Raw genomic sequence first — 22857 nt, 5'->3', positions numbered from 1 at the left:
GATCGTCCATCTTGGGAGCCAAAATTAGGTTGCAGGCCCGATAGCTATCGGGAATCTCCTGATGAAAATTATTCTTCGTCAGGTTCATTCATGATTTTCTCACGGTATTTTTTACCAATAAGTAACGTCATTTTTAGTTTGTAATCGTCAACTAGCCATTCGCGGTAGTTTTTACTACACTGACTTAAACATTTTGAATAGCGCTTGATACGACATTCAATATCCTCGTCTAGTTCTCTTGATAATGATTTTGCTTCTTGCAAAGTCTCTGTATTGTCCACGCACATCGAGGCATGTTGCTCTAGTGATTTGTCTAAAACGACTTTAGATCGTAAATTTTGAGCAATAATCAATTTATGTTCTTCATCGACATCAAAAGCTACTTCGGCAGTTTTACTAAACTTTGCACGTAATTCTGGAGGCATTGAATACTTGAAATACAATTCAATCTCTGTGTCATCACGCAAGTTTTCTAGATAAAACTCAGGCGATTTAAAGATGTGTTGCCAGTTTACAGGCTCACTCCACAGACCAAAACGTGCTGCATTGTTTCCTAAATCGATTACGATAAACGAATCTTTATTGGGTAGTTTACGAGAACCACGGCCAATCATTTGGTAGTATAATGTTAACGATTTTGTTGCTCTATTAAGAATAATAGTCTCTACGGTAGGTTCATCAAAACCAGTTGTTAAAATCCCTACTGAGGTTAAAATAGCATCTGGTGTATGCTTGAACCAATGTAAAATATCTTTACGCTCCTCTGTATTGCTAGTGTTGTCTAAGTGACGTATAGGATATCCTGCTTCTCTAAATGTTTCATAAACATACAAAGATGTGTTGATACCATTGTTAAATATCAGTGTTTTTTTACCCAACGATTTCTCGGTATAGGCATGCAATAATTTTTCCTGCATGGCCATATTTGTATACAGATCGTCAGATGATTTTACGGTATAATCTCCGTTGATACCTACTTTTAATGATGTTAAACCTACATCATAGCTATAAGTAGTTGCTTTAGCCAAGAATCCTTTGTCTATCAAGGAACTAATAGTATCTCCTACAATTAATTCATTGTAGCTTTCGTGCATAGGTAACTTAATGTTCGAACTTAAGGGAGTCGCGGTTACTCCTAGTATGAATGCGTTAGTAAATGAACTTAATAATTTACGGAAAGAGTTGTAGTGTGCCTCATCAATAATTACAAGACCTACATTATCCAGGTGTAATTTTTCGTCATTGATACGGTTTTTTAACGTCTCTACCATGGCCACGAAACAAGAATACTCGTGTTGGTCTGGAAGTTCTTTTACCTTACTATTAATGATCTTATTTTTTACACCAAAACCTTTAAGCATTTTAGAGGTTTGTTTACACAACTCAATACGGTGTGTTAAAACAACCACTTTTTTATCGCTATTGGCTAGGTAACGGCGTACAATTTCGGAAAAAACCACCGTTTTACCACCACCAGTAGGCAACTGATATAATAAATGATGTTGTTTTGGGGCATTATCAATACGTTCAAAAATGGCATCAATATCCCCTTTTTGGTATGCATAAAGTTCTTTTTTGTCTTCTTTTTCTATTTCTATAGTATTTTCAAACATTGTTTTTGTTGGGTTTTTGCAAAAATACACCGAAAAAACAGTTTATTCGTTAAATTTTTTTAAAAATATAATAGGATGTTTGATTATAAGGTTTAAGAGAAGTCAAAGCGTTCGCTAATAAGTAGGAAATCGGCATGATTTTTCCATCGTTGTGACACGGTTTCTTGCTGGATCTGGATCATTCGTTGCTTGAAATTGGCTACGATGCCATTAGCAATCGTGTAAAGTACTGCTTGCTCGTAGGAATTAAGCATGCTTTTGTAAAACAATTCTTGCTTTACAAGATGTTCTGCAGAGAATGTTTGGGCAATTTCAATATTGTACAGCATGATATCGGCAATGACAAAAGGATCTACTCCCAAAACAATAAAATGCTTGATGTATTTTTGAGCGACTGATCGCCTCATTTTTGGCTTCTTCCCCCTACCCGATGTTTTTATGGGGAAATACTCATTGGATATTTTAAGTTTGCATTCCTGCAAAAGGGAATCTTCTTTGGGATTAAAAACAAAATTGTAATAGACTTTTACAGGGCTAAATTTTTCATACAATTCGATAATTTGCTCCTCGAGTTGCTCTTTATTTAATTCGTTTAGGTATTTTTTTAAATCTCGTTTACTCATTATCAAAGTTTAAGATTACAAAAGTAAATTACTTTATGATTCTATAGACAGTAAATCGATGTTATTACTTAATTTTGCCTCATATAAATAAAAATAAGACCCATGCTTAAGATTTTCAAGATTACAGCGATTCTAGAAGGAATATCGTATTTGACATTATTTTCTAATATGCTTTTTATTAAGCCTACTAATTTTGAATTGTACCATACGCTTTTGTACCCTATAGGAATGAGTCATGGTGTATTATTTATAGGTTACGTAATTCTAGCTGTGTTACTAAAGAGTGCTCAAAAATGGGATTTAAAAACATTTGGTATCATCTTGGTAGCTTCCTTAATTCCTTTTGGAACTTTTTACGTAGAAAAGAAATACTTACAGCATGTATAAATTTATTGAGAAAATATTTCATCTCTTCTACCCTATTTTTCGAAAATGGGGAATGAGCTATGGCTTTGCCTCATACATAAGTTTAATTTTTAATATTGCCTTGTTGTGCGTTTTGGCCTATGCCATCTATGTCATTTTTCGATTGGTACTGGTAACGGTGATGGTTTTTATAGCGCAAAGAACAAAGACTAATTTTGATGATTTATTAGTATCGAATAAAACAGCCAAGTACATCGCCCATTTGATCCCGCTGTTGTTTATCTATAAATCCGTTCCTATTATATTAGACAGATATGAGTATTGGGAAAGTGTTTTTGGTAAACTTGTGGGCATTTATATCGTATTTCTGGTTTTATGGATTGTGCGAACTATTTTTAATGCACTTCGAGATTATTTGAAACTAAAACCCCGTTACAGCGATAAACCAATTGATAGCTTTATTCAGGTTATCATGATTGTGCTGTGGATGGTAGGTGTTACAGTGATTATTTCAAAATTATTTGATTTTGAGTTCAAGGAATTGCTTACTACTTTAGGAGCAGTTTCGGCATTAATTATATTGATTTTTCGTGATATTATCTTAGGATTTGTGGCTAGTGTGCAAGTGTCTATTAATGATATGGTGCGCATTGGCGATTGGATTACTATGGATAAATTTGGCGCTGATGGTGATGTTATCGAAATCAATTTGACTACAGTAAAAGTTCGGAATTTTGACAATACCACCACCACGATTCCTACCTATAGTTTGAGTTCAGACTCGTTCCAGAATTGGCGCGGTATGTTAAATTCAGACGGGAGACGAATAAAAAGGCATATTTTAATTAAAACATCTAGCATTCGGTTTTTAAGAAACGAAGAGTTATTCGATTTAAAAAAGATAGATTTAATTTGCGATTATATCGATACGCAAAAACAAGATATTGATCTTTTCAATGCTACTCATGCTGTGAATACAGCATTGCCTATCAATGGACGTAATTTGACTAATTTAGGTTTGTTCAGGAAATACATTACACAATATTTACGCAACCATCCTGCTTTAAATCAAGATATGTTATTAATGTGTCGTCAATTACAATCGACAGCTCAGGGTGTGCCTATTGAGATTTATGTTTTCTCTAGTGATAAACGTTGGGAAAACTATGAGTATGTCATGTCGGATATATTTGATCATGTATTTGCTGCTGTTAAATATTTCGACTTAGAATTATCCGAGTTTATTGTTGATAGTACATTGAAAAAATAAGCAGCTAGGCATGAACCACTTTACACTAACGAGTAACCGTCTCCGCTTGCGATTCATAATAATGGAAGACTTAGAACTCATTCATGAATTGCATTGTCTTGCAGTAGTGGATCAATACAATACCTTAGGGATCCCCGCTAATATTGCCGAAACTAGAGCAGTCATAGAACCACAGATAATCGCTAATATACAAGAAAATGTTAGCAGGTATACTTTTGCAATTGAGCGCATAGATGATAGTCTATTTATGGGATTATTCGGACTTACATTAGGGACCAAAAAGAATCAAAGAGCAGAAGTTTACTATAAATTATTTCCTGATTACTGGAACAAGGGATATGCTACCGAAGCGCTGAACCTTGTTCTCGATTATTGCTTTAACAAATTGGCGTTACACCGCGTAGAGGCAGGCTGCGCTGTAGCGAATGTCGCTTCGATTGCAGTATTAGAAAAAGTGGGAATGACTCGCGAAGGTCGTGGTAGGCAAAAATTAGCCTTACAAAGCGGCTGGTCTGATAATTACGAATATGCTATCTTAAAAACTGACAAACGTCATTATTAAAAATTAACTTTAGTGTATCTGTCAAACTTCTATAGTTTGTTATTTTTGAGTCCATAAAACAGTTTTTTTCTAAGGCTTTAAATTGTTTTCAGTATTATTGTACACCAATACTAACCGTAACCAAAAAATAAAATGTCAGGAGAGAAAAATTTAGAAACGCTTTTAAAAACGATGAAACCGCATCATAATGCTGGAGAATATGTTTTTTGTACAGTTGAAGATGTAAAAAAAATAGACCTAAACGATATCCTTTTACTGTTTAGAGAACAAGAAAACATCACGATTGTTCTAAAAAAAGAAATCGCCGACAGTCTATTGCTCGATTACAGTTTCATTGCCTCCTGGATTAGCTTAACGGTACACTCTTCGCTTGAGGCTGTTGGGTTAACAGCCGCTTTTTCCAACGCACTTGCACACGAAGGCATAAGCTGTAATGTCGTGGCGGCCTATTACCATGATCATATTTTTGTAGATCAAAAGGATTGTGATGCCGCTATGAGAATATTAAACGCTTTTTCTAGTTAGTACTAATTAAAGTCGGTTTTTCACAAATTCTATTTCTTTTTTACCATGGGCTGCCGGTTTTCCGTCTAGCCCTAAATTGACCATTGTAGTGCTATCAATAGATATTATAGTTTCTCGGGTCATCATATTTCGGGCTTCACATTTTAAAGTAAGTGAAGTGGTACCAAATTTTACTACATCAATACCTATTTCGATAATATCCCCTTGCCTAGCAGAACTTTTAAAGTTAATCTCGGACATGTGTTTGGTCACAACTCTCGAGTTTTCTAATTGTACAATCGTGTATAATGCTAACTCTTCGTCAATCCAAGCTAACAATTGACCTCCAAACAATGTACCGTTTGGATTTAAATCTTCGGGTTTTACCCATTTTCTAGTATGAAATCTCATCTTTTCTATTTAATCATGCTAAAGTAACGTTTCTAAGCGTAATTTTCTTTAATTTTAGGGAAAAAACATGAACTCAAGAACAGTTATATTGAATGAATTGAGAGGCGAAACAATTGGCTCAGTGAGCACCAACTCCTCATCAGAGGAGCAGTTTCAAAATCAAGTTCTACGCCCTATTTTGAAATTACAAAATGATTTATTTATTGCTTCCTTCAAAAACTACATCCTTAAAAACAAAAAAGATTTTTACAATCAATCACTAGACAAGAAAGCGGTGCAAATAGAAAATGCTGTTCAAAAAGACAGTAAATATCGCAATACATTGAAAGGGATGGTTGTGGGTTGGTTTACTATTGAAGAGTATGCAGCTTACATTCAAAATTCGTCTAATTTGAATAAAAGGATGATGAGTATGCTTGTAGAACGATTAAAAAGTCAAATTCAGCTTTTTGAGCAGCCTTAAATTAGTAATTTAGCTTGAAATGCAGGTTTCAGCTTAATTAGTACTAGTCCCAAATATTACACATCCTATAAAATAAACTGCATTTAGTATGGAATAATGCCACTATTCTTTATATTTTATTATTCTTCGTGTTTTTTACTATAAAATTAAAAATCACTAATACTAGCGCTGGTTTGTATGTTATTTTTCGTTATAATTGTTAAAACTATAGTTATGAAAGAGGAATATTTCAAATGGTATTCTCCAAACCTAAATAGAGAGATTGAAATGTTAGTTTTTGGCCATTCGGGCTATCCTGTGATCTTGTTCCCAACATCTATGGGGAGTTTTCATGAAAATAAAGACATGGGCCTGATCGAATCGGCAAGGTGGTTTATCGAGCAAGGTTTAATTCAAATCTATTGTCCAGATAGTATTGACAAGGATAGTTTTTACAATAAAAATATTCATCCTGTCCATCGCATTGAGAATCACGTTTGGTACGATAAGATGATTTGTCATGAAATCGTCGAAAAAATTAAAAACAACAGTCCATCTGGAAAAGTAGCCTTAGCGGGTTGCAGTTTTGGTGGCTATCATGCGGCAAATTTTGCCTTTAGGCATCCTGGATATGTAAGTCATCTCTTTTCAATGGGTGGCGCTTTTGATATTAAAAATTTCATGGACGGTTTTCATAATGATGACGTTTTTTATAACAGTCCGTTGGATTACTTATACGGTCTAGACGATCATGAATTATGGAATATGGACATTGTTCTTGGAACTTCAAACTGGGATATTTGTTATGATGCTAATTTAAAACTACATAAAGTATTAAACGATCGCGATGTGCAACACTGGCTGGACGTACGACAAGACAGGCAACACGATTGGCCCGTTTGGAAAGAAATGTTTCCGCACTATTTGTCTCGAATCAAGTTTTTCTAACTAAACAAACAGATTATTTACAATAAAAAAATATAAAGATGAAAAAAATTGGAATATTATTTGGAATGGAAGACACTTTTCCGCAAGCCTTTATAGACAGAGTTAACTCGAAAAACGAAAAAGATATAATTGCCGAGGCTGTAAGTATTGATATGGTGGTGCAAAATAAGGACGGAGAATATGCCGTAATCATTGACCGCATTTCGCAAGACGTTCCTTTTTATAGAGCTTATTTAAAAAATGCAGCTTTAACTGGGACCAATGTAATTAATAATCCGTTTTGGTGGAGCGCTGATGATAAGTTTTTCAACAATTCATTAGCAGATACCCTTGGAGTACCGTTGCCTAATACGGTTTTACTTCCGTCTGCTGAACATCCTACGGATACAACAGGCAAATCCTTTCGAAATTTAAAATATCCAATGAATTGGGAAGCTATTTTTGATTATATCAAATTCCCCGCTTATATGAAGCCCTACGCTGGCGGAGGATGGAAAAATGTATACCGACTAGAGAACAAAGAAGAATTCTGGGAGAAGCATCAAGAAACCAATCAATTGGTGATGATGCTACAAGAAGAAATTGTTTTTACGGAATATTTTAGAGTCTATTGCTTGGGTTGCAAAGCGGTGCGCATCATGCAATATGAACCTAGAAACCCACATCATTTGCGCTATGTGATTGATGGACCACCGGTTGATAAAAAGCTTTTGGCTACTATTAAAGACTATACCCTGCGTCTTTGTAAAGGTTTAGGATATGACTTTAATACCGTAGAATTTGCAGTTCGTGATGGAATCCCTTATGCTATTGATTTTGGAAACCCTGCTCCTGATGCTGAATTAACATCTGTGGGTGAAGAGAATTTTGAGTGGGTTGTTGAAGAATCGGCTAAGATGGCTATCGCTGCCGCAAAAAAGCAAAAACCTGGAAAAATGAATTTGACTTGGGGAACCTTTATGAAAGATGCTGTAGGGACTAAATAATTTAGTCTTGAAAAAAGTTGCCCTAGCCCAGATAGTAGTGGAAATCCTATCCTGTTTTTCACAGGATAGATTGTAACGGATAGCTGGAAATAGCTCCAAAAACTAATGAAAATGAAAAAATTACCAATTTTCACCCTTGGTGTTGAAGAAGAATATCAAATTATAGATCCCGATACGAGAGATTTGCGCTCCCATTTATCCAAAATTGTTGATGGAGCAAAGGTCATTTTGAATGAACAGGTAAAGGCAGAAATGCACCAATCTGTGGTTGAAGTGGGAACTAATATTTGTAAGAATGTTGATGAAGCCGAGAAAGAAATTAAGTTTTTGAGGACTAAGATTGTTGAACTGGCTGATAAACAAAACTTGATTGTTGGTGGTGCTGGAACACATCCTTTTTCTAAATGGCAGGATCAACCTATTACAGATGATCCTCGCTATCACACGATTGTTAACGAACTACAAGATGCTGCGCGATCTAATTTAATTTTTGGAATGCATTGTCATGTAGGAATTGAAAATCGTGAAATTGGTTTGCAATTGATGAATCAGGCGTGTTATTTCTTGCCGCATATTTTTGCGCTTTCTACCAATTCGCCTTTTTGGGAAGGGCGACAAACAGGTTATAAATCGTTTCGAACTAAAGTTTTTGACAAATTTCCAAGAACTGGCTTACCTGAATATTTTGATTCGGTAAGCGCGTATGATAACTTTCTAGAAACGCTGGTAAAGACTAATTGTATTGACAACCCCAAGAAAATATGGTGGGATTTGCGTTTGCATCCGTTTTATGATACAATCGAATTTCGAATTTGTGACATGAGTTTAACGGTTGAAGAAACGATGTGTATTGTATCTATCATTCAAGCTGTGGTTGCAAAATTGTACAAGTTAAACTCCCATAACATGAGTTTCAACGTCTACCGACTAGCATTGATAAAGGAAAATAAATTTCGCGCTGCTCGTTATGGTATCGAAGGTTCGATGATTGATTTTGGTCTTCAAAAAGAGGTAGAAACACGAATGTTGATTCTGGAATTACTCGATTTTGTAGAAGACGTTGTAGATGAATTGGGCAGTAGAGAACACATAAACTATGTGCATCAAATACTTAAAAATGGGACGGGAGCGGCTAAACAATTGGCTGTTTTTGAACAAACCAACGACCTTACAAAAGTAGTCGATTTTATAACGAGTGAATTTACTAAGGGTTTGTAGCAGAATCGAATTACCTTTGCAAAAAAGAATATACCCTGTACAAATGAGTAAGAAAAAAATAACGATAGCAATTCTAGACATGTACAATGGCGTGCCTAATCAAGGAATGCGCTGTATCATTGACATAATTAGTAGATTTGAGCCCATTGTAGCTTATAAAATATTTGATGTTCGTGTAAAATGCGAATTGCCGCCGATTGATCAATTTGATATTTATATTTCGACAGGTGGACCTGGAAATCCTTTGATAGGCGACGGAAGCTGGGATGTGAAATATTATGCCTTTATTGATGCTTTGAACAAATGGAATACTGAAAACGACTTAAAAAAGCATGTTTTATTTATCTGTCATTCCTTTCAAATGGCTTGCAAACACTTTGGTCTAGCCGAAATTACCAAACGAAACGACACCTCCTTTGGGGTGATGACCATGCATAAAACAAAGGAAGGACTGAACGATCCTCTTTTTGATGGACTAGCCGATCCGTTTTATGCTATTGATTCGCGAGATTATCAGGTTGTGCAACCCAAATTAAGTGTTTTTAAGAAAAAGGGAGCTACAATAATTTCCTTAGAAAAAATTAGAGATCATGTACAGTACGAACGTGCGATTATGGCGGTTCGATTTACCGATTATTTTGTGGGTACACAATTTCATCCCGAAGCGGATCCTATTAGCTTTATTACGCACCTGAGAAATAAGGAAGCCAAGGAAAAAATAAGGAAAATGAAAGGAAAAAGAAAGTTTAGAAATATGCTTGAAGACCTTCTAGACGATGATAAAATCTATAGAACGAATGAAACTATGATTCCAAATTTTCTTAAAGCAGCTATTAGTGATTTGAGTAAATGCAGTAAAACAATGTGTAATTAAAATATTCCTCTGCTATGATTTCTAAATATCGAAAATTATTTAACGAACAATTTACAGCCGAAAAATATCAAGAATTTAAAAATGATATAGCGGCCGATTTTGATTACGCACCTACTTTTCGGTTGGGAGAAACTCCTTTTTTTATATCGAAGGAATTAAAAAAGCAATTAATAGAAGGTTCTAATGAAGTTATAGCTTTAATTCAACAAGATAACTTTAAAGAACTCACCAATAAATCATTAGAACTAAACCATAAAGTTCCAAATGAAGATGAACATACTAATTTCCTAGCAATAGATTTTGGGATTTGTGAAGAAAAAGGACTAGTCATTCCGAAGTTAATTGAAGTGCAAGGGTTTCCGTCCTTATTCAATTATCAAGTGAATTTATGCAACAAGTTCAAGCATCATTATCCATTTGTTGATGAGTTGACCCCGTTTATAAATACCATGTCACAAGAAGACTACTTGAAAAACTTGGAGGCCGTTTTTTGTAACAATCATCCTAAGGAGAATGTGATACTGCTCGAAATTGAGCCTGAAAAGCAAAATACAAAAATCGATTTTTATTATTGCAAAAGAGATTTAGGAATCAACACCGTTTGTGTGACTGACATCATTAAAAAAGGAAAACAACTTTTTTATAAAAATGAACAAGGGATAGAAGTAGTAATCAAACGAATTTACAATCGCGTTATTTTTGACGAATTAGATCTAAGAACCGATTTAAAATTGAATTTTCACTTCTCCGATACATTAGATGTGGAATGGGCTGGGCATCCTAACTGGTTCTTTAGAATTAGTAAATTTATTCTACCCTTCTTAAAAGGCAAATATTTTATAGAAACTACTTTATTAAGCGAGTTAAAGGACATTCCGCTAGATTTAGAGAATTACGTCCTTAAACCGCTGTTCTCCTTTTCTGGATCTGGGGTTATTTTCCATGTAAAAAAGGAAGATATTGAAGCGGTTGTCGAGAAAGAACTCTACATACTACAAAAGAAGGTAAATTACCTTCCTATTGTTCAATCTCCGGACGGCAAAGTAAAAGCCGAAGTACGTATCCTTTGTACCTGGAAGAACGGAGATCAGAACCCTACTCTACTGTGTAATCTCGTTCGTTTGAGTAGAGGTGAAATGATTGGTGTTAAATTCAATAAAGATAAAGATTGGGTTGGAGGAACAATTGGTTTATTTGAAAAAGATTAAATTGCAAACGCTGCATTATTCCGAATCGGTTCTACTAATTATAGTCTCTATTTAAAATGTGTAGTTCAGGTCGAGGTTCAGGGTCCTTTGATTCCTTGTTGTTTGTTATTCATTTTGTATTATCTTATTTGTTTATTATGTCGTTTTAACGCAATGAAAATAGGTGCATTTAATAGTAGTTGTGCAATTAAAATAAATTTAACAAGTTAAATCTGTATTTTAATAATTGATACAGCTGATAGCTAATGCGATATAAAAACCAAAACCAAACTTGATCATTAAAAAGCTTCCTTAAATCAACCAATTAATAATAAATTTTTATCGAAATAAGCAAAAAGATGAAAAAAATATAATTCTTCATTATTTTAACATAAAAAAAACTAAGTCCGTTTTTTATACCTCTTAATTGTATAGCTTTGATAAAGTTAGTTCGAATACAATTAATAATTAGTAAAAAATAGTTAAAAAATGGATAGACGAAAAGCAATTAAAAACATAGCAATTGGACTTGGCGGTGTACTTTCGGCAACAACAATTGGTGTTTTGGTAAAGGATTTTGTACTTACAGATGCTGCAGCAAATAGTACCGGTTTACTTACTGCAGAAGAAGCATTTTTAGCTGAATTTTCAGATGTATTAATTCCAACTACTAAATCGTCACCTGGAGCAAAAGCTGCTGGAGTAGGAACTTTTATTCCGATGATGATAGCAGAATGTTACCCAACTGACATACAAGAAATATTTAAAAATGGCATGAAATCTTTTCAGGAAAAATGTGTAACAAGTTTTGGTAAAGACTTTCAAGCGCTATCTGTTGAAGAACGTATAAAAATGGTAGAAGAAGCTAGAAAAGAGTCGTTAGTTGATATTAAAAAACCTAGCTTTTTTATTCTGGCTAGAGATTTATCAATTCTGGGGTACTTTTCTTCAGAAATCGGCTGCACACAAGCGCGCGCTTACTTGCCAGTACCAGGTCGTTTTGATGGAAGTGCCGAGTACAAGCCTGGTCAAAAAGCTTGGGCTACTTAATGAATCGGTACTATTAGTTTCATCCTGATCTGAGATAGGATTCAAAACTATTTTTCTAAAATACAATCTTCACATTAACCAAATTTAATTGAGTTCTAATGAATATAAATACAAATTTAAAAGAAGAGAACACCTATGACGCTATAGTTGTAGGATCAGGTATAAGCGGTGGTTGGGCCGCCAAAGAACTAACCGAAAAGGGATTACGAGTTTTAATGCTAGAACGAGGAATGAATATTGAGCATATCAAAGATTATGATACTGCAATGAAAAATCCGTGGGAATTCAAGCATGCTGGAAATCTTACTGAAGATCAAAAAAGAACACATCCCGTACAAACCAGAGATTATCCATATCAAGAATACAACGAAAAATGGTGGGTGAATGACATAGAATGCCCTTACACCGAAGACAAGCGTTTTGATTGGTACAGAGGTTTTCATGTGGGAGGTAAATCCTTAATGTGGGGACGTCAAAGTTATCGATTTAGTGATCATAACTTTGAAGATAATGCAAGAGACGGTCATGGAAACGATTGGCCCATTCGATATAAAGATATTGCAGCTTGGTACGACTATGCAGAGCGTTTTGCCGGAATTAGCGGTCAAGCCGAAAACTGGCCTTTATTACCAGATGGACAGTTCTTGCCTCCAATGGATTTGAACTGTGTAGAAAAATCGGTTAAAGAACGCATAGAAAAGCATTACAATCGTACTCGAATTTTGACCATTGGTCGTACGGCCAATTTAACCGTACCCCACAAAGGCCGTGGTAGTTGTCAGTATCGCAACTTATGCAGCCGCGGTTGCCCATTTGGCGCTTATTTCAGCACACAGTCGTCTACCCTACCTGCTGCTATGGCTACTAACAAATTAACGGTTAGACCTTATTCGATCGTAAATCATATTTTATACGACAAGGATACTAAAAAAGCCAAAGGTGTTATGGTAATTGATGCCGAAACAAATGAAACAATGGAATTTTATGCCAAGATTGTATTTGTAAACGGCTCGACTTTAGGTTCGACTTTTATCTTACTCAACTCGACTTCGGACGCGCATCCTGAAGGTTTAGGAAATGCTAGCGGACAATTGGGTCATAATTTAATGGATCATCATTTTCGTTGTGGTGCTTCGGGTAGCGCCGAGGGATTTGAAGACAAATACACCTATGGACGCAGAGCTAATGGTATATATGTACCCCGTTATCAAAATGTAGGAAGCGATAAACGCGATTATTTACGTGGTTTTGGCTATCAAGGCGGAGCCAGTAGAAATCCGTGGTATGAGGAAGTAGCTGAACTTTCATTTGGTGGAGATTTTAAAGATAAGTTAAGCCTACCGGCTGATACTTGGAACATGGGATTAGGTGGCTTTGGCGAAATGCTACCTTATTATGAAAACAAAGTATACATCAATCATGATAAAAAAGACAAATGGGGTCAGCCAATACTAGCTATTGACTGTGAATACAAAGAAAACGAGAAAAAAATGCGTATTGACATGATGAATGATGCAGCTGAAATGCTAGAAGCATCAGGTATTAAAAATGTAAAAACCTACGATAAAGAATGTTATCCAGGGATGGCGATTCATGAAATGGGGACCGCGAGAATGGGTAATGACCCCAAAACATCGGTGCTAAATAAATGGAATCAAATGCACGAAGTGAGTAATGTATTTGTTACAGACGGTTCTTGTATGCCTTCTATTGCGTGCCAGAATCCTTCATTGACCTTTATGGCATTGACGGCTCGCGCTTGTGACTATGCAGTAAAAGAATTGAACAAAGGAAATATTTAGTCTAAAAGGAATGAATAGAAAATTAAAAATGGGCATGATCGGAGGTGGCAAGAACGCTTTTATAGGCGCTATTCATCGCATTGCTGCAAATATGGATGGGTTAATCGAATTGCATTGCGGTGCTTTTAGTTCGGATCCAGCAACATCTATCGAATCAGGAAAAGCCTTGTTTTTGCCCGAATCAAAATGTTATGCTTCCTATCCAGAAATGATTCGTATCGAAAGTCAGCTTCCAATCGAAGAACGAATGGATTTTGTATCTATTGTGACCCCTAACTTTGCTCACTTTGATCCTGCAATGATGGCTTTGGACCATGGTTTTAATGTAGTGATAGATAAACCGATGACTTTGACTTTGGCGGAAGCTAAAAAATTAGAAGAAAAAGTAAAAGAAACTGGATTATTACTATGTTTAACACACACCTATTCTGGATACCCAATGGTGAAGCAGGCCCGCGCAATGGTGGCAAACCAACAGTTTGGATCCATTCGAAAAGTGATAGTTGAATACCCACAAGGCTGGCTTAGTAACTTGACCGAAAAAGACGGAAACAAGCAAGCTGTATGGAGAACCGACCCTACAAAAAGTGGTATTAGTGGTTGTATGGGTGATATAGGAACACATGCAGCTCAACTGGGTGAGTATATTTCGGGTTTAAAAATCACCCAATTGTGTGCCGATATTAATATTGTTGTTGAAGGCAGAAAACTAGATGATGACGGAAACGTGTTATTAAAATTTGATAATGGTGCCAACGGTGTTTTGATAGCTTCACAAATTGCAACGGGCGAAGAAAACAGTTTAAAAATAAAAGTATTTGGTGAAAAAGGCGGTTTAGAATGGCATCAAATGGAGCCCAACACCTTAATCATTAAATGGCCTGATGCACCTGCCCAAATTTACAGAGCAGGAAATGATTATTTATCAAATGCAGCACAGTTTAACACACGAACACCTAGCGGTCACCCTGAAGGCTATTTAGAAGCTTTCGCGAATTTATACCGCAATTTTGCCTTGACGCTTCGTGCAAAAATAGAAGGCGGTATTCCTACTGCAGAGATGTTAGATTTTCCATCTGTAGCCGATGGCGTGAGAGGAATGGCTTTTATCGAGCATGTTATCGCTTCGGGAAAATCAGATCAAAAATGGTACGCTTTTAAAATTTAAAACAAGACAATGACAACAATACAAGGACCAGCTGTTTTTTTAGCGCAATTTATAAGTGATGAAGCTCCTTTTAATTCCCTTGACGGAATTTGTAAATGGGCTGCTGATTTAGGTTTTAAAGGCATTCAAATGCCAACTTTAGACAAGCGTTTTATTGATTTGCAAAAAGCGGCAGAAAGCAAAACTTATGCAGACGAATTAAAAGGAAAAATTGCTTCTTTTGGATTAGAAATAACCGAATTGTCTACACATCTACAAGGCCAGCTTGTTGCGGTGCATCCTGCTTATGATCAGCTTTTTGATGCTTTTGCTCCAACGGCTGTTCATGGAAAACCCAAAGCCCGACAAGAATGGGCTGTCCAGCAAATGATGTATGCAGCCAGAGCTTCCCAGAATTTAGGCTTAAACGCCCATGCTACTTTTAGTGGATCCCTGCTTTGGCAATATTTTCATCCTTGGCCACAAAGACCAGCAGGCCTTGTTGAAGAAGGATTTACTGAACTAGCCAAACGTTGGATGCCTATCTTGAATGAATTTGATAAAAATGGCGTAGATCTTTGCTATGAAATTCATCCTGGCGAGGATTTATTTGATGGCGAAACCTACGAAATGTTCCTAGAAGCGGTAAACAACCATTCTAGAGCGTGTGTTTTATATGATCCTTCTCATTTTGTACTGCAACAACTAGATTACATTCAATATATTGACTTTTACCATGATCGAATTAAAGCTTTTCATGTAAAAGATGCCGAATTTAACCCAACAGGAAAACAGGGAACCTTTGGAGGGTACCAGAATTGGGCAAACCGCGCTGGAAGATACCGTTCACCTGGAGATGGCCAAGTAGATTTTAAAACGATTTTTAGCAAACTGGCTCAGTATGATTTTAAAGGTTGGGCGGTTATGGAGTGGGAATGTTGTATAAAAAATCAAGAAGATGGTGCTCGTGAAGGGGCTCAGTTTATTAAAAATAACATTATTAAAGTCACTGATAAAGCATTTGATGATTTTGCAGCAGTGAACAGCAGTAAGTCTTTTAATAGAGCTATTCTAGGTTTATAATTCCATACTATTTTCACTAACCAAAACTAAAAACTAATAACCAATGAATACTACCATTAAAACGAAGTTATCTATTATGATGTTTCTCGAGTTTTTTATCTGGGGCGCATGGTTTGTTACTTTAGGAACGTATTTAGCTACTAACCTAAAGGCATCAGGTTCCGAAACTGCAGCCGTTTTTTCAACCCAGTCTTGGGGGGCAATCGTAGCTCCGTTTATTATTGGACTAATAGCCGATCGTTATTTTAATGCCGAAAAAATATTAGGGTTTCTACATCTTGCAGGCGCCTTTTTAATGTATCAAATGTTTGTTTCAAATGATATAACGGTTTTCTATACCTATGTTTTAAGTTATATGATTTTGTATATGCCAACTTTAGCCTTGGTAAACTCGGTTGCATTCAACCAAATGAAAGATCCTGAGAAGGAATTTGCTAGTATTAGAGTATGGGGTACTATTGGTTGGATCGTTGCAGGACTAGCCATTAGTTATCTATTTCATTGGGATTCTGTTGATGGGATTAGCGCAGGTTTACTTAAAAACACTTTTGCACTAGCGGGTGGAGCTGCATTGTTACTCGGTTTCTTTAGCTTTTCATTACCCAAAACACCTCCAAAAGTAGCTTCGACAGACAAAATAAAAATTGGTGACATCCTTGGACTTGATGCTTTGAAATTACTGAAAGATAAAAACTTTGCGATTTTCTTTATTTCATCCATTCTAATTTGTATTCCGTTAGCGTTTTATTACCAAAATGCACATCCTTTTTTAACACAGGCAGGACTTGAAAACCCTACGGGAAAAATGGCTATCGGTCAAGTATCCGAAACCTTATTTTTATTATTACTTCCAGTATTTTTTGTTCGTTTTGGATTCAAGAAAACCATATTATTAGGGATGTTAGCTTGGGCTATTCGTTATGCTTTATTTGCTTACGGTGACGGGCAATCATTAAGTTTTATGCTTATTATAGGTATCGCTTTGCATGGAATATGTTACGATTTCTTTTTTGTAGCAGGTCAAATTTACACCAATTCTAAAGCGGGTGAAAAATACAAAAGTGCCGCCCAAGGATTGATAACACTAGCGACTTATGGAATAGGAATGCTTGTTGGATTTATGGTAGCAGGTTTCATTACAGACAATTATAAGTTAGCAGATGGTTCCGCAGATTGGAAAATGGTTTGGATTATTCCTGCGGCTATTGCATTAGCAGTATTTTTACTGTTTGGACTCGTATTTAGTGATACAGCTACAACCGAGAATAAAGCAACTGCTGTTTAAATCAAATAGAAATGAGTGGACAGTTAAATAGAAGATCGTTACTAAAAGGAATCCTTGCTGGATCAGCTGTTTTAGGCTTTCCTACTGGTTTTTCCGCTTTCGCAAAAGTAAACCAACAATCTCAAATAACACCCGACTCTTCAAAAGGACAATTAAAACATTCGGTAGCACGTTGGTGCTTTAATGATTTTAACATAGAAACGCTTTGCATCGAACTAAAAAAAATAGGTGTAACAGGTATTGACCTGGTAGGACCAAAGGATTGGCCTGTGTTAAAAAAACACGGCCTATTATCAACGATGTGTAATGGCGCCGAAATTAATTTGGTTGATGGTTTTAATGATGAGCAATTTCATGAAAAACTTCTTAAAAATTATAGTCAGATGATTCCACTGGTCGCTGATGCAGGTTACCAAAATCTAATTTGCTTTAGCGGAAGCAAAAGAGGAAAAACAGATGAAGAAGGTTGGCAAAATTGTGTTAAATCACTACAGCAGCTCATTCCGTTAGCCGAAAAGTATAACGTAATCTTAGTAATGGAACTTTTAAATAGTAAATTGGACCACCACGATTACCAATGTAACAAAACGTCATGGGGCGTCGAACTGGCTAAAAGATTAAATTCGGATCATTTTAAATTGCTATACGATATTTATCATATGCAAATTGATGAGGGTGATGTCATCCGTACCATAACCGAAAATCACCATTATATCGCACATTACCATACTGCCGGAGTACCTGGACGCCATGAAATTGATGAAACGCAAGAATTAAATTATGCGGCCATCATGAAAGCTATCGCGGCTACGGGATTCAAAGGATTTATAGGGCAAGAATTTATACCAAAAAATGCTAACAAATTGGAATCTTTAAAAAAAGCAATTTCAATTTGTTCTATCTAATAAAACTAAAAAACCAACTCATGATAAAAAGAAGAGATTTTTTAATAAGTAGCGGCTTGGCACTGGGAGCAATTGCAATTGCACCTTCCCTAGCCTTTTCGATGAAAAAAAATAAAATTGGGATCCAGTTATGGACTTTAAGAGATAGCTTACCAAAAGACGTTAAAGGAGTTCTTGCCCAAGTAGGAAAAGCAGGGTACACAGAGGTGGAGACTTATGGTTATTCGCCTAAAACCAACTTTTTTGGTACATCTGTGAAAGACTTTAAGTCCATACTTTGTGATAATAATTTGAAAGCTACCAGTAATCACTTTGATTTCAATGGCTATTTAGAAAATGGAAATACAGATGTTTTCAAGTCGTACACGGAAACAGCAAATCTATTGGGAAGTAAGTACATAGTATTTCCTTATGTTGTTGAAAACTTACGTGCAAAATCGGCTGATGATTATAAAATGATGGCTGCTAAGATTAATAAAGTAGCCGCAGTTGCAAAGGCGGCAGGCCTAAAATTTGCTTATCACAACCATGCTTTTGAATTTGAAAAATTTGGAGCAACCAATGGCTATGAAATTTTGCTAAATGAAACCGATAAAAATCTAGTTGATTTTGAAATGGACCTGTATTGGGTAGTTCGCGCAGAACATGATCCTTTGCAATTATTTAAAGAGCACCCAGGTCGGTTTAAAATGTGGCATGTAAAAGATATGGATAAAGTAAATCCTGATTTTAATGCCGAAATTGGAACTGGAAAAATTGACTTCAAAGCTATTTTTGCGCAAGCGAAACTTGCAGGCATGGAACGCTTCTTTCTAGAGCATGAAAGTAACTACAAACCTAATCCTATTGAATCATCAATCACAAGTTATAATTACATCAAAAATAATTTGATCTAAAAGCTATAAAACTATGGGATATTCAACTATCCCACAGTTCTATTTCCAAAGATTTTTATATAAAATAGGACAAATTTTCTCCATTGTTTTAGGCTGATCTACATTCCAAGTAAAGTCTAAAACAGGATAATTTTCGTCATTTGTAACAAAAGTATCATAATCAATATACAAGAATAATTCCTTATTCGTTTTGTTCTTGAATGCGTTCATGGCTACATACCAAAAACCCTCAAATTCATAGTTTTCTTGCCCTTTCACCACTAAATTCATCAGAGCATCTGGATTGTTTTTTACTTTATAATATGCTTCTTTTCCTCTCGAAATTAACCAGCATCTAAAATACTCAAAACCACCATCAGAGCAACCTCCGTTGATGATATAAGCGGCACACCAAAGGTTTTCATTGTAGGTATCAAATAACAATTGATCTGTTCTTAATCGAAAACCAATCATCTCTTTTGGAGTTAGTTTCTCGATTTTAGCAATTAAATAGATTTCCTGATCTTCTTGCGTTTTTGTTTCTTTAATCGAACTTTCAACTATTGACCAATACAATTCTTCATCAAGCATTTCACTTGAAGGAGACAAACTAAGGGTATCAATTGAAATCGCATTGGCCCCTGCAGTCAAATTAGAGGTCTTGACACTATTCTGCCCTAAGGCAAAACTAGTTACAAATAGAAAAGAGACCATTCTTTTAGCTGAATTTTTCATAAATCGAAAAGTATAGTTACACATACCGATGTAAAATTAGCAAAAATTATTCTGTAATATCAAATCCTGCCACATAAAAATCAGGATCAATCTTTAGAGTCGGTTTCTCTACATTTAAAGGTTCCTTGTTCCAATTAGCACTAGGTTTCAACCATTTTTCTTGACCATCAATAATCACTTTCAAAGGCATGTTAAAACCTTCAACACAATTTGTCCACCGATATGTAATTGTATTTCTATTAAAAAAATACTCCAATGTGGGAATGCGAATATCTCTTAAATATTGATTAAATACAGTCGATAAATCTATTCCTGCTTGAGCACTTAAATAATCTTCAATTTGTTTTGTAGTGACCGTTTGATGGTAAAAAGTACTGTTTAAACCTCTCAGAATGGCTCTCCATTTTTCATCATTGTTCACTATTTGTCGTATCGTATGCAACATATTGGCACCTTTATAATACATATCACTTGAGCCCTCATTGTTCACATTGTACTGACCAATTATAGGTTTGTCATTTTCTATGTTTTTTCGAATGCCCCGCACATACTCATTACCAGCTTCTTTACCATAGTAGTATTCTACAAAAAGACTCTCGGAATAGTTAGTAAAACTTTCATGAATCCACATATCTGCAATATCTTTATAGGTGATATTATTAGCAAACCACTCATGTCCTGACTCATGAATAATGATAAAATCAAACTTAAGCCCCCAACCAGTTCCGCTTAAATCGCTACCGCGGTAGCCATTTTTGTACCCATTTCCATAGGTAACAGAGCTTTGATGTTCCATACCTAAATAAGGAGCTTCCACTAGTTTGTAACTGTCTTCGTAAAAAGGATAAGGACCAAACCAATGTTCAAATGCTTTTAACATACGAGGTACATCTTTGAATTGTACTTTGGCTTTCGCCAAATTTTCTCTTAAAACATAATAAACACAGTCTAGATCTCCTTTTTCACCTTTATATTTCTCTGAAAATGTTACATAATCTCCAATATTGATGTTAACGCCATAATTATTGATAGGGTTTTTAACTACCCAGGTATAGGTTTTAGTTCCATCTTTAAGTGTTTTTACTGCTTCTAGTCGACCATTCGAAACATCCGTTAAATTACCCGGAACATTCACGCTAATTTCCATTCCTTCAACTTCATCATACATATGGTCTTTATTGGGCCACCAAACACTAGCACCCAACCCTTGACAAGAAGAGGCGATAAATAGATTTTTAGTACTATCTTTTTTCCAAGTTATTCCACCATCCCAAGGCGGATTAACAGCTACTTTTGGTTTACCTCCATAAAAAATAGTTAGTTCCTTAGTCGTACCTAGAGTTTGAGCCGCTTCTAGATCAATATAAAATACATTCCCTTCACGTTTGAATTGCACTGTTTTACCATCTTGCATTACTTTGTAAATCTCCATCGGTTTTTGCAAATCGATTTGCATCCTTTTATATTCCTGTAACACTTTATATTGAATCGTGTTATAGCCTGTAATAGTGCTATCTAACGGATTTACTTTTATATCTAAATGATAGTATTTTACATCCCACCAAATCCTTTCTTTTGTGATGCTTCCACGCAAAGAATCTTGTTTACTAAATTGATTTTCAGACTTAGATAGTAGTCCCTGCGCCTCGCTATATGTTACAGAAAGCAGGAATATAAAAAGGAAAATAGAATATTTTTTCATGAATGGATGAACAGGTTATTACTTATTATTTAAATTTTTATTTTCGAACTTAATGAAGTTTATCTAATTTTTCGGGCGCAACTACAACCGAAAAATCACTAATCAATCGATCAGTGTAGTCGTTCAACAATTCTAATACACGTTCATTCTTTTTGGATTCGACTATAAGCCCAGCATGGTAATCCAATGGTACTGTAAAACAAACCTCCGGATCTGAGAAAGAAGATAAATCGGGATGTTGGTATTTAGACAGCGTCAGTACAATACCAGCATATTCTTTCTTTACTTTGGGTAGTTTGTATTTTTTACCTTTTACTAATGCATTTTCAATAGCAGCCCATTCCTTCCACAAATTAATATTAGATGCTGCGGCAACCATTTCGGCAAGGTGAGCGCCACCTACGCGCGACGAAGTCTCTAGAAAGTAGATCTTACCATCCTCCTTGCACTTAATAAACTCAGTGTGTGCGGCTCCATGTTTTAAACCAAAACCTTTCATGACCTGCTCGTTTACCTCTTTAATAGCTTTATCATCTTCTGATCCATAAGGAACATTTGAGCTTCTAAAAACACCTCCTCCTTGTGAAATTTCCATAGGAGTGGCTAAATATCTAGAAGTTAAGCTAAAGATTACTTTTTTATCCAAAATTAAACTATCACAATGGTACACATCACCTGGTTTAAATTGTTCCAATACATATTTAAAACGGTTATTTCCCATTTCATTGATGTGAATCCATAGCGCTTCCTTATCAAAAACCTTAATAATCCCAGATGCCGAAGCTTCGGAACGCGGCTTTAAGACCCATGGCGCCTCGACAGTATCTGCAAAAGTATTGATATCATGATCGTTAAAAAGCGAGCAAAATGAGGGATTGGGAATAGCACAACTTTTGGCTCTCATACGCATGGCAAGTTTATCTCTAAAGTAACGACCCGTAGTTTGCCCCATGCCGTCAATTCGCAAGTTTTCCCTTAGATAGGTTGCTTTTTCAACATCGTAATCATCCAAGGCTACTATGGCATCAATTTTATTCGATTTCATTAAATTACCAACCCCCAATAATAAATGCTCTAAGTTCCAGTCGATGTCCTGCCCTTGCATGAAAAAAATCTCTTCGATAGCATCATGTGGCCAGGGTTTATCACGTAATTTTTCACTAGTGATTAGATAAACTTTATTTCCAAGATCATTTAAATGAGTCAAAAAATCGGCTCCTTTGAAATAATTAGAAATACAAATGAAGGTTTTAGTAGTTTCCATAAGCG

Annotated in this window: 23 protein-coding genes; 17 read left to right on the top strand and 6 right to left on the bottom strand. The window is 35.7% G+C overall.

Features of this window, described 5'->3' with window-relative positions:
- Positions 1 to 68: 68 nt before the first annotated feature.
- Together H8R24_RS07280 and H8R24_RS07275 are read right to left on the bottom strand one after the other, a co-directional pair.
- Positions 69 to 1613 carry a DEAD/DEAH box helicase gene (locus H8R24_RS07280; RefSeq protein ID WP_187017849.1) on the bottom strand — a complete coding sequence of 515 codons (1545 nt, stop codon included), beginning with the start codon at positions 1611 to 1613 and terminating at the stop codon, positions 69 to 71.
- 92 nt (positions 1614 to 1705) lie between these two features.
- The gene (locus H8R24_RS07275) at positions 1706 to 2236 is read right to left on the bottom strand and encodes a DUF6155 family protein (RefSeq protein WP_187017850.1); all 531 of its coding nucleotides are present in this window, start codon (positions 2234 to 2236) and stop codon (positions 1706 to 1708) included.
- 102 nt (positions 2237 to 2338) lie between these two features.
- Here H8R24_RS07275 and H8R24_RS07270 point away from each other — a divergent pair, with 102 nt between their 5' ends.
- The 4 genes from H8R24_RS07270 to H8R24_RS07255 all read left to right on the top strand — a co-directional run bounded on the left by H8R24_RS07270 (position 2339) and on the right by H8R24_RS07255 (position 4959).
- Positions 2339 to 2623, top strand: coding sequence for a DUF3817 domain-containing protein (locus H8R24_RS07270; RefSeq protein WP_187017851.1), 285 nt, complete (start codon positions 2339 to 2341; stop codon positions 2621 to 2623).
- Entirely contained in the window at positions 2616 to 3872 is a 1257-nt protein-coding gene (locus tag H8R24_RS07265; protein WP_187017852.1) for a mechanosensitive ion channel family protein, read from the top strand. Before H8R24_RS07270 ends, H8R24_RS07265 begins: the two co-directional genes overlap by 8 nt.
- A gap of 10 nt (positions 3873 to 3882) precedes the next feature.
- Positions 3883 to 4434, top strand: coding sequence for a GNAT family N-acetyltransferase (locus H8R24_RS07260; RefSeq protein WP_187017853.1), 552 nt, complete (start codon positions 3883 to 3885; stop codon positions 4432 to 4434).
- A gap of 132 nt (positions 4435 to 4566) precedes the next feature.
- The gene (locus tag H8R24_RS07255; RefSeq protein ID WP_187017854.1) at positions 4567 to 4959 is read left to right on the top strand and encodes an ACT domain-containing protein; all 393 of its coding nucleotides are present in this window, start codon (positions 4567 to 4569) and stop codon (positions 4957 to 4959) included.
- A 6-nt stretch (positions 4960 to 4965) separates the two neighbouring features.
- On the opposite strand, the gene H8R24_RS07250 is transcribed toward H8R24_RS07255, so the two are convergent.
- Complete coding sequence (locus tag H8R24_RS07250) at positions 4966 to 5349, bottom strand: acyl-CoA thioesterase (RefSeq protein WP_187017855.1); 384 nt, start codon at positions 5347 to 5349, stop codon at positions 4966 to 4968.
- Positions 5350 to 5416: 67 nt separating this feature from the next.
- Between H8R24_RS07250 and H8R24_RS07245 the strand changes: the two genes are divergently transcribed.
- From H8R24_RS07245 to H8R24_RS07185, 13 genes are all read left to right on the top strand, one after another.
- A complete protein-coding gene (locus tag H8R24_RS07245; RefSeq protein WP_187017856.1) occupies positions 5417 to 5812 on the top strand; it encodes a glyoxalase in 396 nt (131 codons plus the stop codon).
- Between the two features lie 213 nt (positions 5813 to 6025).
- Positions 6026 to 6739 carry an esterase family protein gene (locus H8R24_RS07240; protein ID WP_187017857.1) on the top strand — a complete coding sequence of 238 codons (714 nt, stop codon included), beginning with the start codon at positions 6026 to 6028 and terminating at the stop codon, positions 6737 to 6739.
- Between the two features lie 38 nt (positions 6740 to 6777).
- Positions 6778 to 7725, top strand: coding sequence for an ATP-grasp domain-containing protein (locus H8R24_RS07235; protein WP_187017858.1), 948 nt, complete (start codon positions 6778 to 6780; stop codon positions 7723 to 7725).
- A gap of 111 nt (positions 7726 to 7836) precedes the next feature.
- Entirely contained in the window at positions 7837 to 8943 is a 1107-nt protein-coding gene (locus tag H8R24_RS07230) for a carboxylate-amine ligase (RefSeq protein WP_187017859.1), read from the top strand.
- A 43-nt stretch (positions 8944 to 8986) separates the two neighbouring features.
- Positions 8987 to 9817 carry a type 1 glutamine amidotransferase gene (locus H8R24_RS07225; RefSeq protein WP_187017860.1) on the top strand — a complete coding sequence of 277 codons (831 nt, stop codon included), beginning with the start codon at positions 8987 to 8989 and terminating at the stop codon, positions 9815 to 9817.
- 14 nt (positions 9818 to 9831) lie between these two features.
- Positions 9832 to 11025 (top strand): hypothetical protein, encoded by a 1194-nt coding sequence (locus H8R24_RS07220; protein ID WP_187017861.1) that lies wholly within the window; start codon positions 9832 to 9834, stop codon positions 11023 to 11025.
- A gap of 468 nt (positions 11026 to 11493) precedes the next feature.
- Positions 11494 to 12054, top strand: coding sequence for a gluconate 2-dehydrogenase subunit 3 family protein (locus H8R24_RS07215; RefSeq protein ID WP_187017862.1), 561 nt, complete (start codon positions 11494 to 11496; stop codon positions 12052 to 12054).
- A gap of 98 nt (positions 12055 to 12152) precedes the next feature.
- On the top strand, positions 12153 to 13856 hold the full coding sequence (locus H8R24_RS07210) for a GMC oxidoreductase (protein WP_187017863.1): 1704 nt from the start codon (positions 12153 to 12155) through the stop codon (positions 13854 to 13856).
- Between the two features lie 10 nt (positions 13857 to 13866).
- On the top strand, positions 13867 to 15024 hold the full coding sequence (locus tag H8R24_RS07205; RefSeq protein WP_187017864.1) for a Gfo/Idh/MocA family protein: 1158 nt from the start codon (positions 13867 to 13869) through the stop codon (positions 15022 to 15024).
- Between the two features lie 9 nt (positions 15025 to 15033).
- On the top strand, positions 15034 to 16086 hold the full coding sequence (locus H8R24_RS07200; RefSeq protein ID WP_187017865.1) for a sugar phosphate isomerase/epimerase family protein: 1053 nt from the start codon (positions 15034 to 15036) through the stop codon (positions 16084 to 16086).
- Positions 16087 to 16129: 43 nt separating this feature from the next.
- Positions 16130 to 17371: an MFS transporter gene (locus H8R24_RS07195; RefSeq protein WP_187017866.1), complete on the top strand. Its 1242-nt coding sequence runs from the start codon at positions 16130 to 16132 to the stop codon at positions 17369 to 17371.
- 11 nt (positions 17372 to 17382) lie between these two features.
- The gene (locus H8R24_RS07190; protein ID WP_187017867.1) at positions 17383 to 18276 is read left to right on the top strand and encodes a hydroxypyruvate isomerase family protein; all 894 of its coding nucleotides are present in this window, start codon (positions 17383 to 17385) and stop codon (positions 18274 to 18276) included.
- 20 nt (positions 18277 to 18296) lie between these two features.
- A complete protein-coding gene (locus H8R24_RS07185; protein WP_187017868.1) occupies positions 18297 to 19172 on the top strand; it encodes a sugar phosphate isomerase/epimerase family protein in 876 nt (291 codons plus the stop codon).
- A 39-nt stretch (positions 19173 to 19211) separates the two neighbouring features.
- Here the strand turns inward: H8R24_RS07185 and H8R24_RS07180 are convergent, their stop codons facing one another.
- From H8R24_RS07180 to H8R24_RS07170, 3 genes are read right to left on the bottom strand one after another with little or no spacing between them, the layout of a single operon-like run.
- A complete protein-coding gene (locus tag H8R24_RS07180; protein ID WP_187017869.1) occupies positions 19212 to 19886 on the bottom strand; it encodes a DUF4240 domain-containing protein in 675 nt (224 codons plus the stop codon).
- 46 nt (positions 19887 to 19932) lie between these two features.
- A complete protein-coding gene (locus H8R24_RS07175; RefSeq protein ID WP_187017870.1) occupies positions 19933 to 21588 on the bottom strand; it encodes a M1 family metallopeptidase in 1656 nt (551 codons plus the stop codon).
- Positions 21589 to 21637: 49 nt separating this feature from the next.
- Positions 21638 to 22852, bottom strand: a complete 1215-nt coding sequence (locus tag H8R24_RS07170) for an ATP-grasp domain-containing protein (RefSeq protein ID WP_187017871.1) — start codon at positions 22850 to 22852, stop codon at positions 21638 to 21640.
- Positions 22853 to 22857: the final 5 nt, after the last annotated feature.

It is taken from the genome of Flavobacterium muglaense (genome assembly GCF_014305155.1).
Classification (GTDB): domain Bacteria; phylum Bacteroidota; class Bacteroidia; order Flavobacteriales; family Flavobacteriaceae; genus Flavobacterium; species Flavobacterium muglaense.
This window is presented reverse-complemented; position numbering and strand designations above follow the sequence as displayed.

What these genes read in the sequence shown, in the direction of transcription:
- H8R24_RS07170 (WP_187017871.1), bottom strand. Translation starts at nt 22,852, where the DNA reads ATGGAAACTACTAAAACCTTCATTTGTATTTCTAATTATTTCAAAGGA.
- H8R24_RS07265 (WP_187017852.1), top strand. Translation starts at nt 2,616, where the DNA reads ATGTATAAATTTATTGAGAAAATATTTCATCTCTTCTACCCTATTTTT.
- H8R24_RS07235 (WP_187017858.1), top strand. Translation starts at nt 6,778, where the DNA reads ATGAAAAAAATTGGAATATTATTTGGAATGGAAGACACTTTTCCGCAA.
- H8R24_RS07175 (WP_187017870.1), bottom strand. Translation starts at nt 21,588, where the DNA reads ATGAAAAAATATTCTATTTTCCTTTTTATATTCCTGCTTTCTGTAACA.
- H8R24_RS07240 (WP_187017857.1), top strand. Translation starts at nt 6,026, where the DNA reads ATGAAAGAGGAATATTTCAAATGGTATTCTCCAAACCTAAATAGAGAG.
- H8R24_RS07225 (WP_187017860.1), top strand. Translation starts at nt 8,987, where the DNA reads ATGAGTAAGAAAAAAATAACGATAGCAATTCTAGACATGTACAATGGC.
- H8R24_RS07220 (WP_187017861.1), top strand. Translation starts at nt 9,832, where the DNA reads ATGATTTCTAAATATCGAAAATTATTTAACGAACAATTTACAGCCGAA.
- H8R24_RS07250 (WP_187017855.1), bottom strand. Translation starts at nt 5,349, where the DNA reads ATGAGATTTCATACTAGAAAATGGGTAAAACCCGAAGATTTAAATCCA.
- H8R24_RS07195 (WP_187017866.1), top strand. Translation starts at nt 16,130, where the DNA reads ATGAATACTACCATTAAAACGAAGTTATCTATTATGATGTTTCTCGAG.
- H8R24_RS07255 (WP_187017854.1), top strand. Translation starts at nt 4,567, where the DNA reads ATGTCAGGAGAGAAAAATTTAGAAACGCTTTTAAAAACGATGAAACCG.
- H8R24_RS07270 (WP_187017851.1), top strand. Translation starts at nt 2,339, where the DNA reads ATGCTTAAGATTTTCAAGATTACAGCGATTCTAGAAGGAATATCGTAT.
- H8R24_RS07190 (WP_187017867.1), top strand. Translation starts at nt 17,383, where the DNA reads ATGAGTGGACAGTTAAATAGAAGATCGTTACTAAAAGGAATCCTTGCT.
- H8R24_RS07215 (WP_187017862.1), top strand. Translation starts at nt 11,494, where the DNA reads ATGGATAGACGAAAAGCAATTAAAAACATAGCAATTGGACTTGGCGGT.
- H8R24_RS07260 (WP_187017853.1), top strand. Translation starts at nt 3,883, where the DNA reads ATGAACCACTTTACACTAACGAGTAACCGTCTCCGCTTGCGATTCATA.
- H8R24_RS07280 (WP_187017849.1), bottom strand. Translation starts at nt 1,613, where the DNA reads ATGTTTGAAAATACTATAGAAATAGAAAAAGAAGACAAAAAAGAACTT.
- H8R24_RS07210 (WP_187017863.1), top strand. Translation starts at nt 12,153, where the DNA reads ATGAATATAAATACAAATTTAAAAGAAGAGAACACCTATGACGCTATA.
- H8R24_RS07205 (WP_187017864.1), top strand. Translation starts at nt 13,867, where the DNA reads ATGAATAGAAAATTAAAAATGGGCATGATCGGAGGTGGCAAGAACGCT.
- H8R24_RS07185 (WP_187017868.1), top strand. Translation starts at nt 18,297, where the DNA reads ATGATAAAAAGAAGAGATTTTTTAATAAGTAGCGGCTTGGCACTGGGA.
- H8R24_RS07245 (WP_187017856.1), top strand. Translation starts at nt 5,417, where the DNA reads ATGAACTCAAGAACAGTTATATTGAATGAATTGAGAGGCGAAACAATT.
- H8R24_RS07275 (WP_187017850.1), bottom strand. Translation starts at nt 2,236, where the DNA reads ATGAGTAAACGAGATTTAAAAAAATACCTAAACGAATTAAATAAAGAG.
- H8R24_RS07230 (WP_187017859.1), top strand. Translation starts at nt 7,837, where the DNA reads ATGAAAAAATTACCAATTTTCACCCTTGGTGTTGAAGAAGAATATCAA.
- H8R24_RS07200 (WP_187017865.1), top strand. Translation starts at nt 15,034, where the DNA reads ATGACAACAATACAAGGACCAGCTGTTTTTTTAGCGCAATTTATAAGT.
- H8R24_RS07180 (WP_187017869.1), bottom strand. Translation starts at nt 19,886, where the DNA reads ATGAAAAATTCAGCTAAAAGAATGGTCTCTTTTCTATTTGTAACTAGT.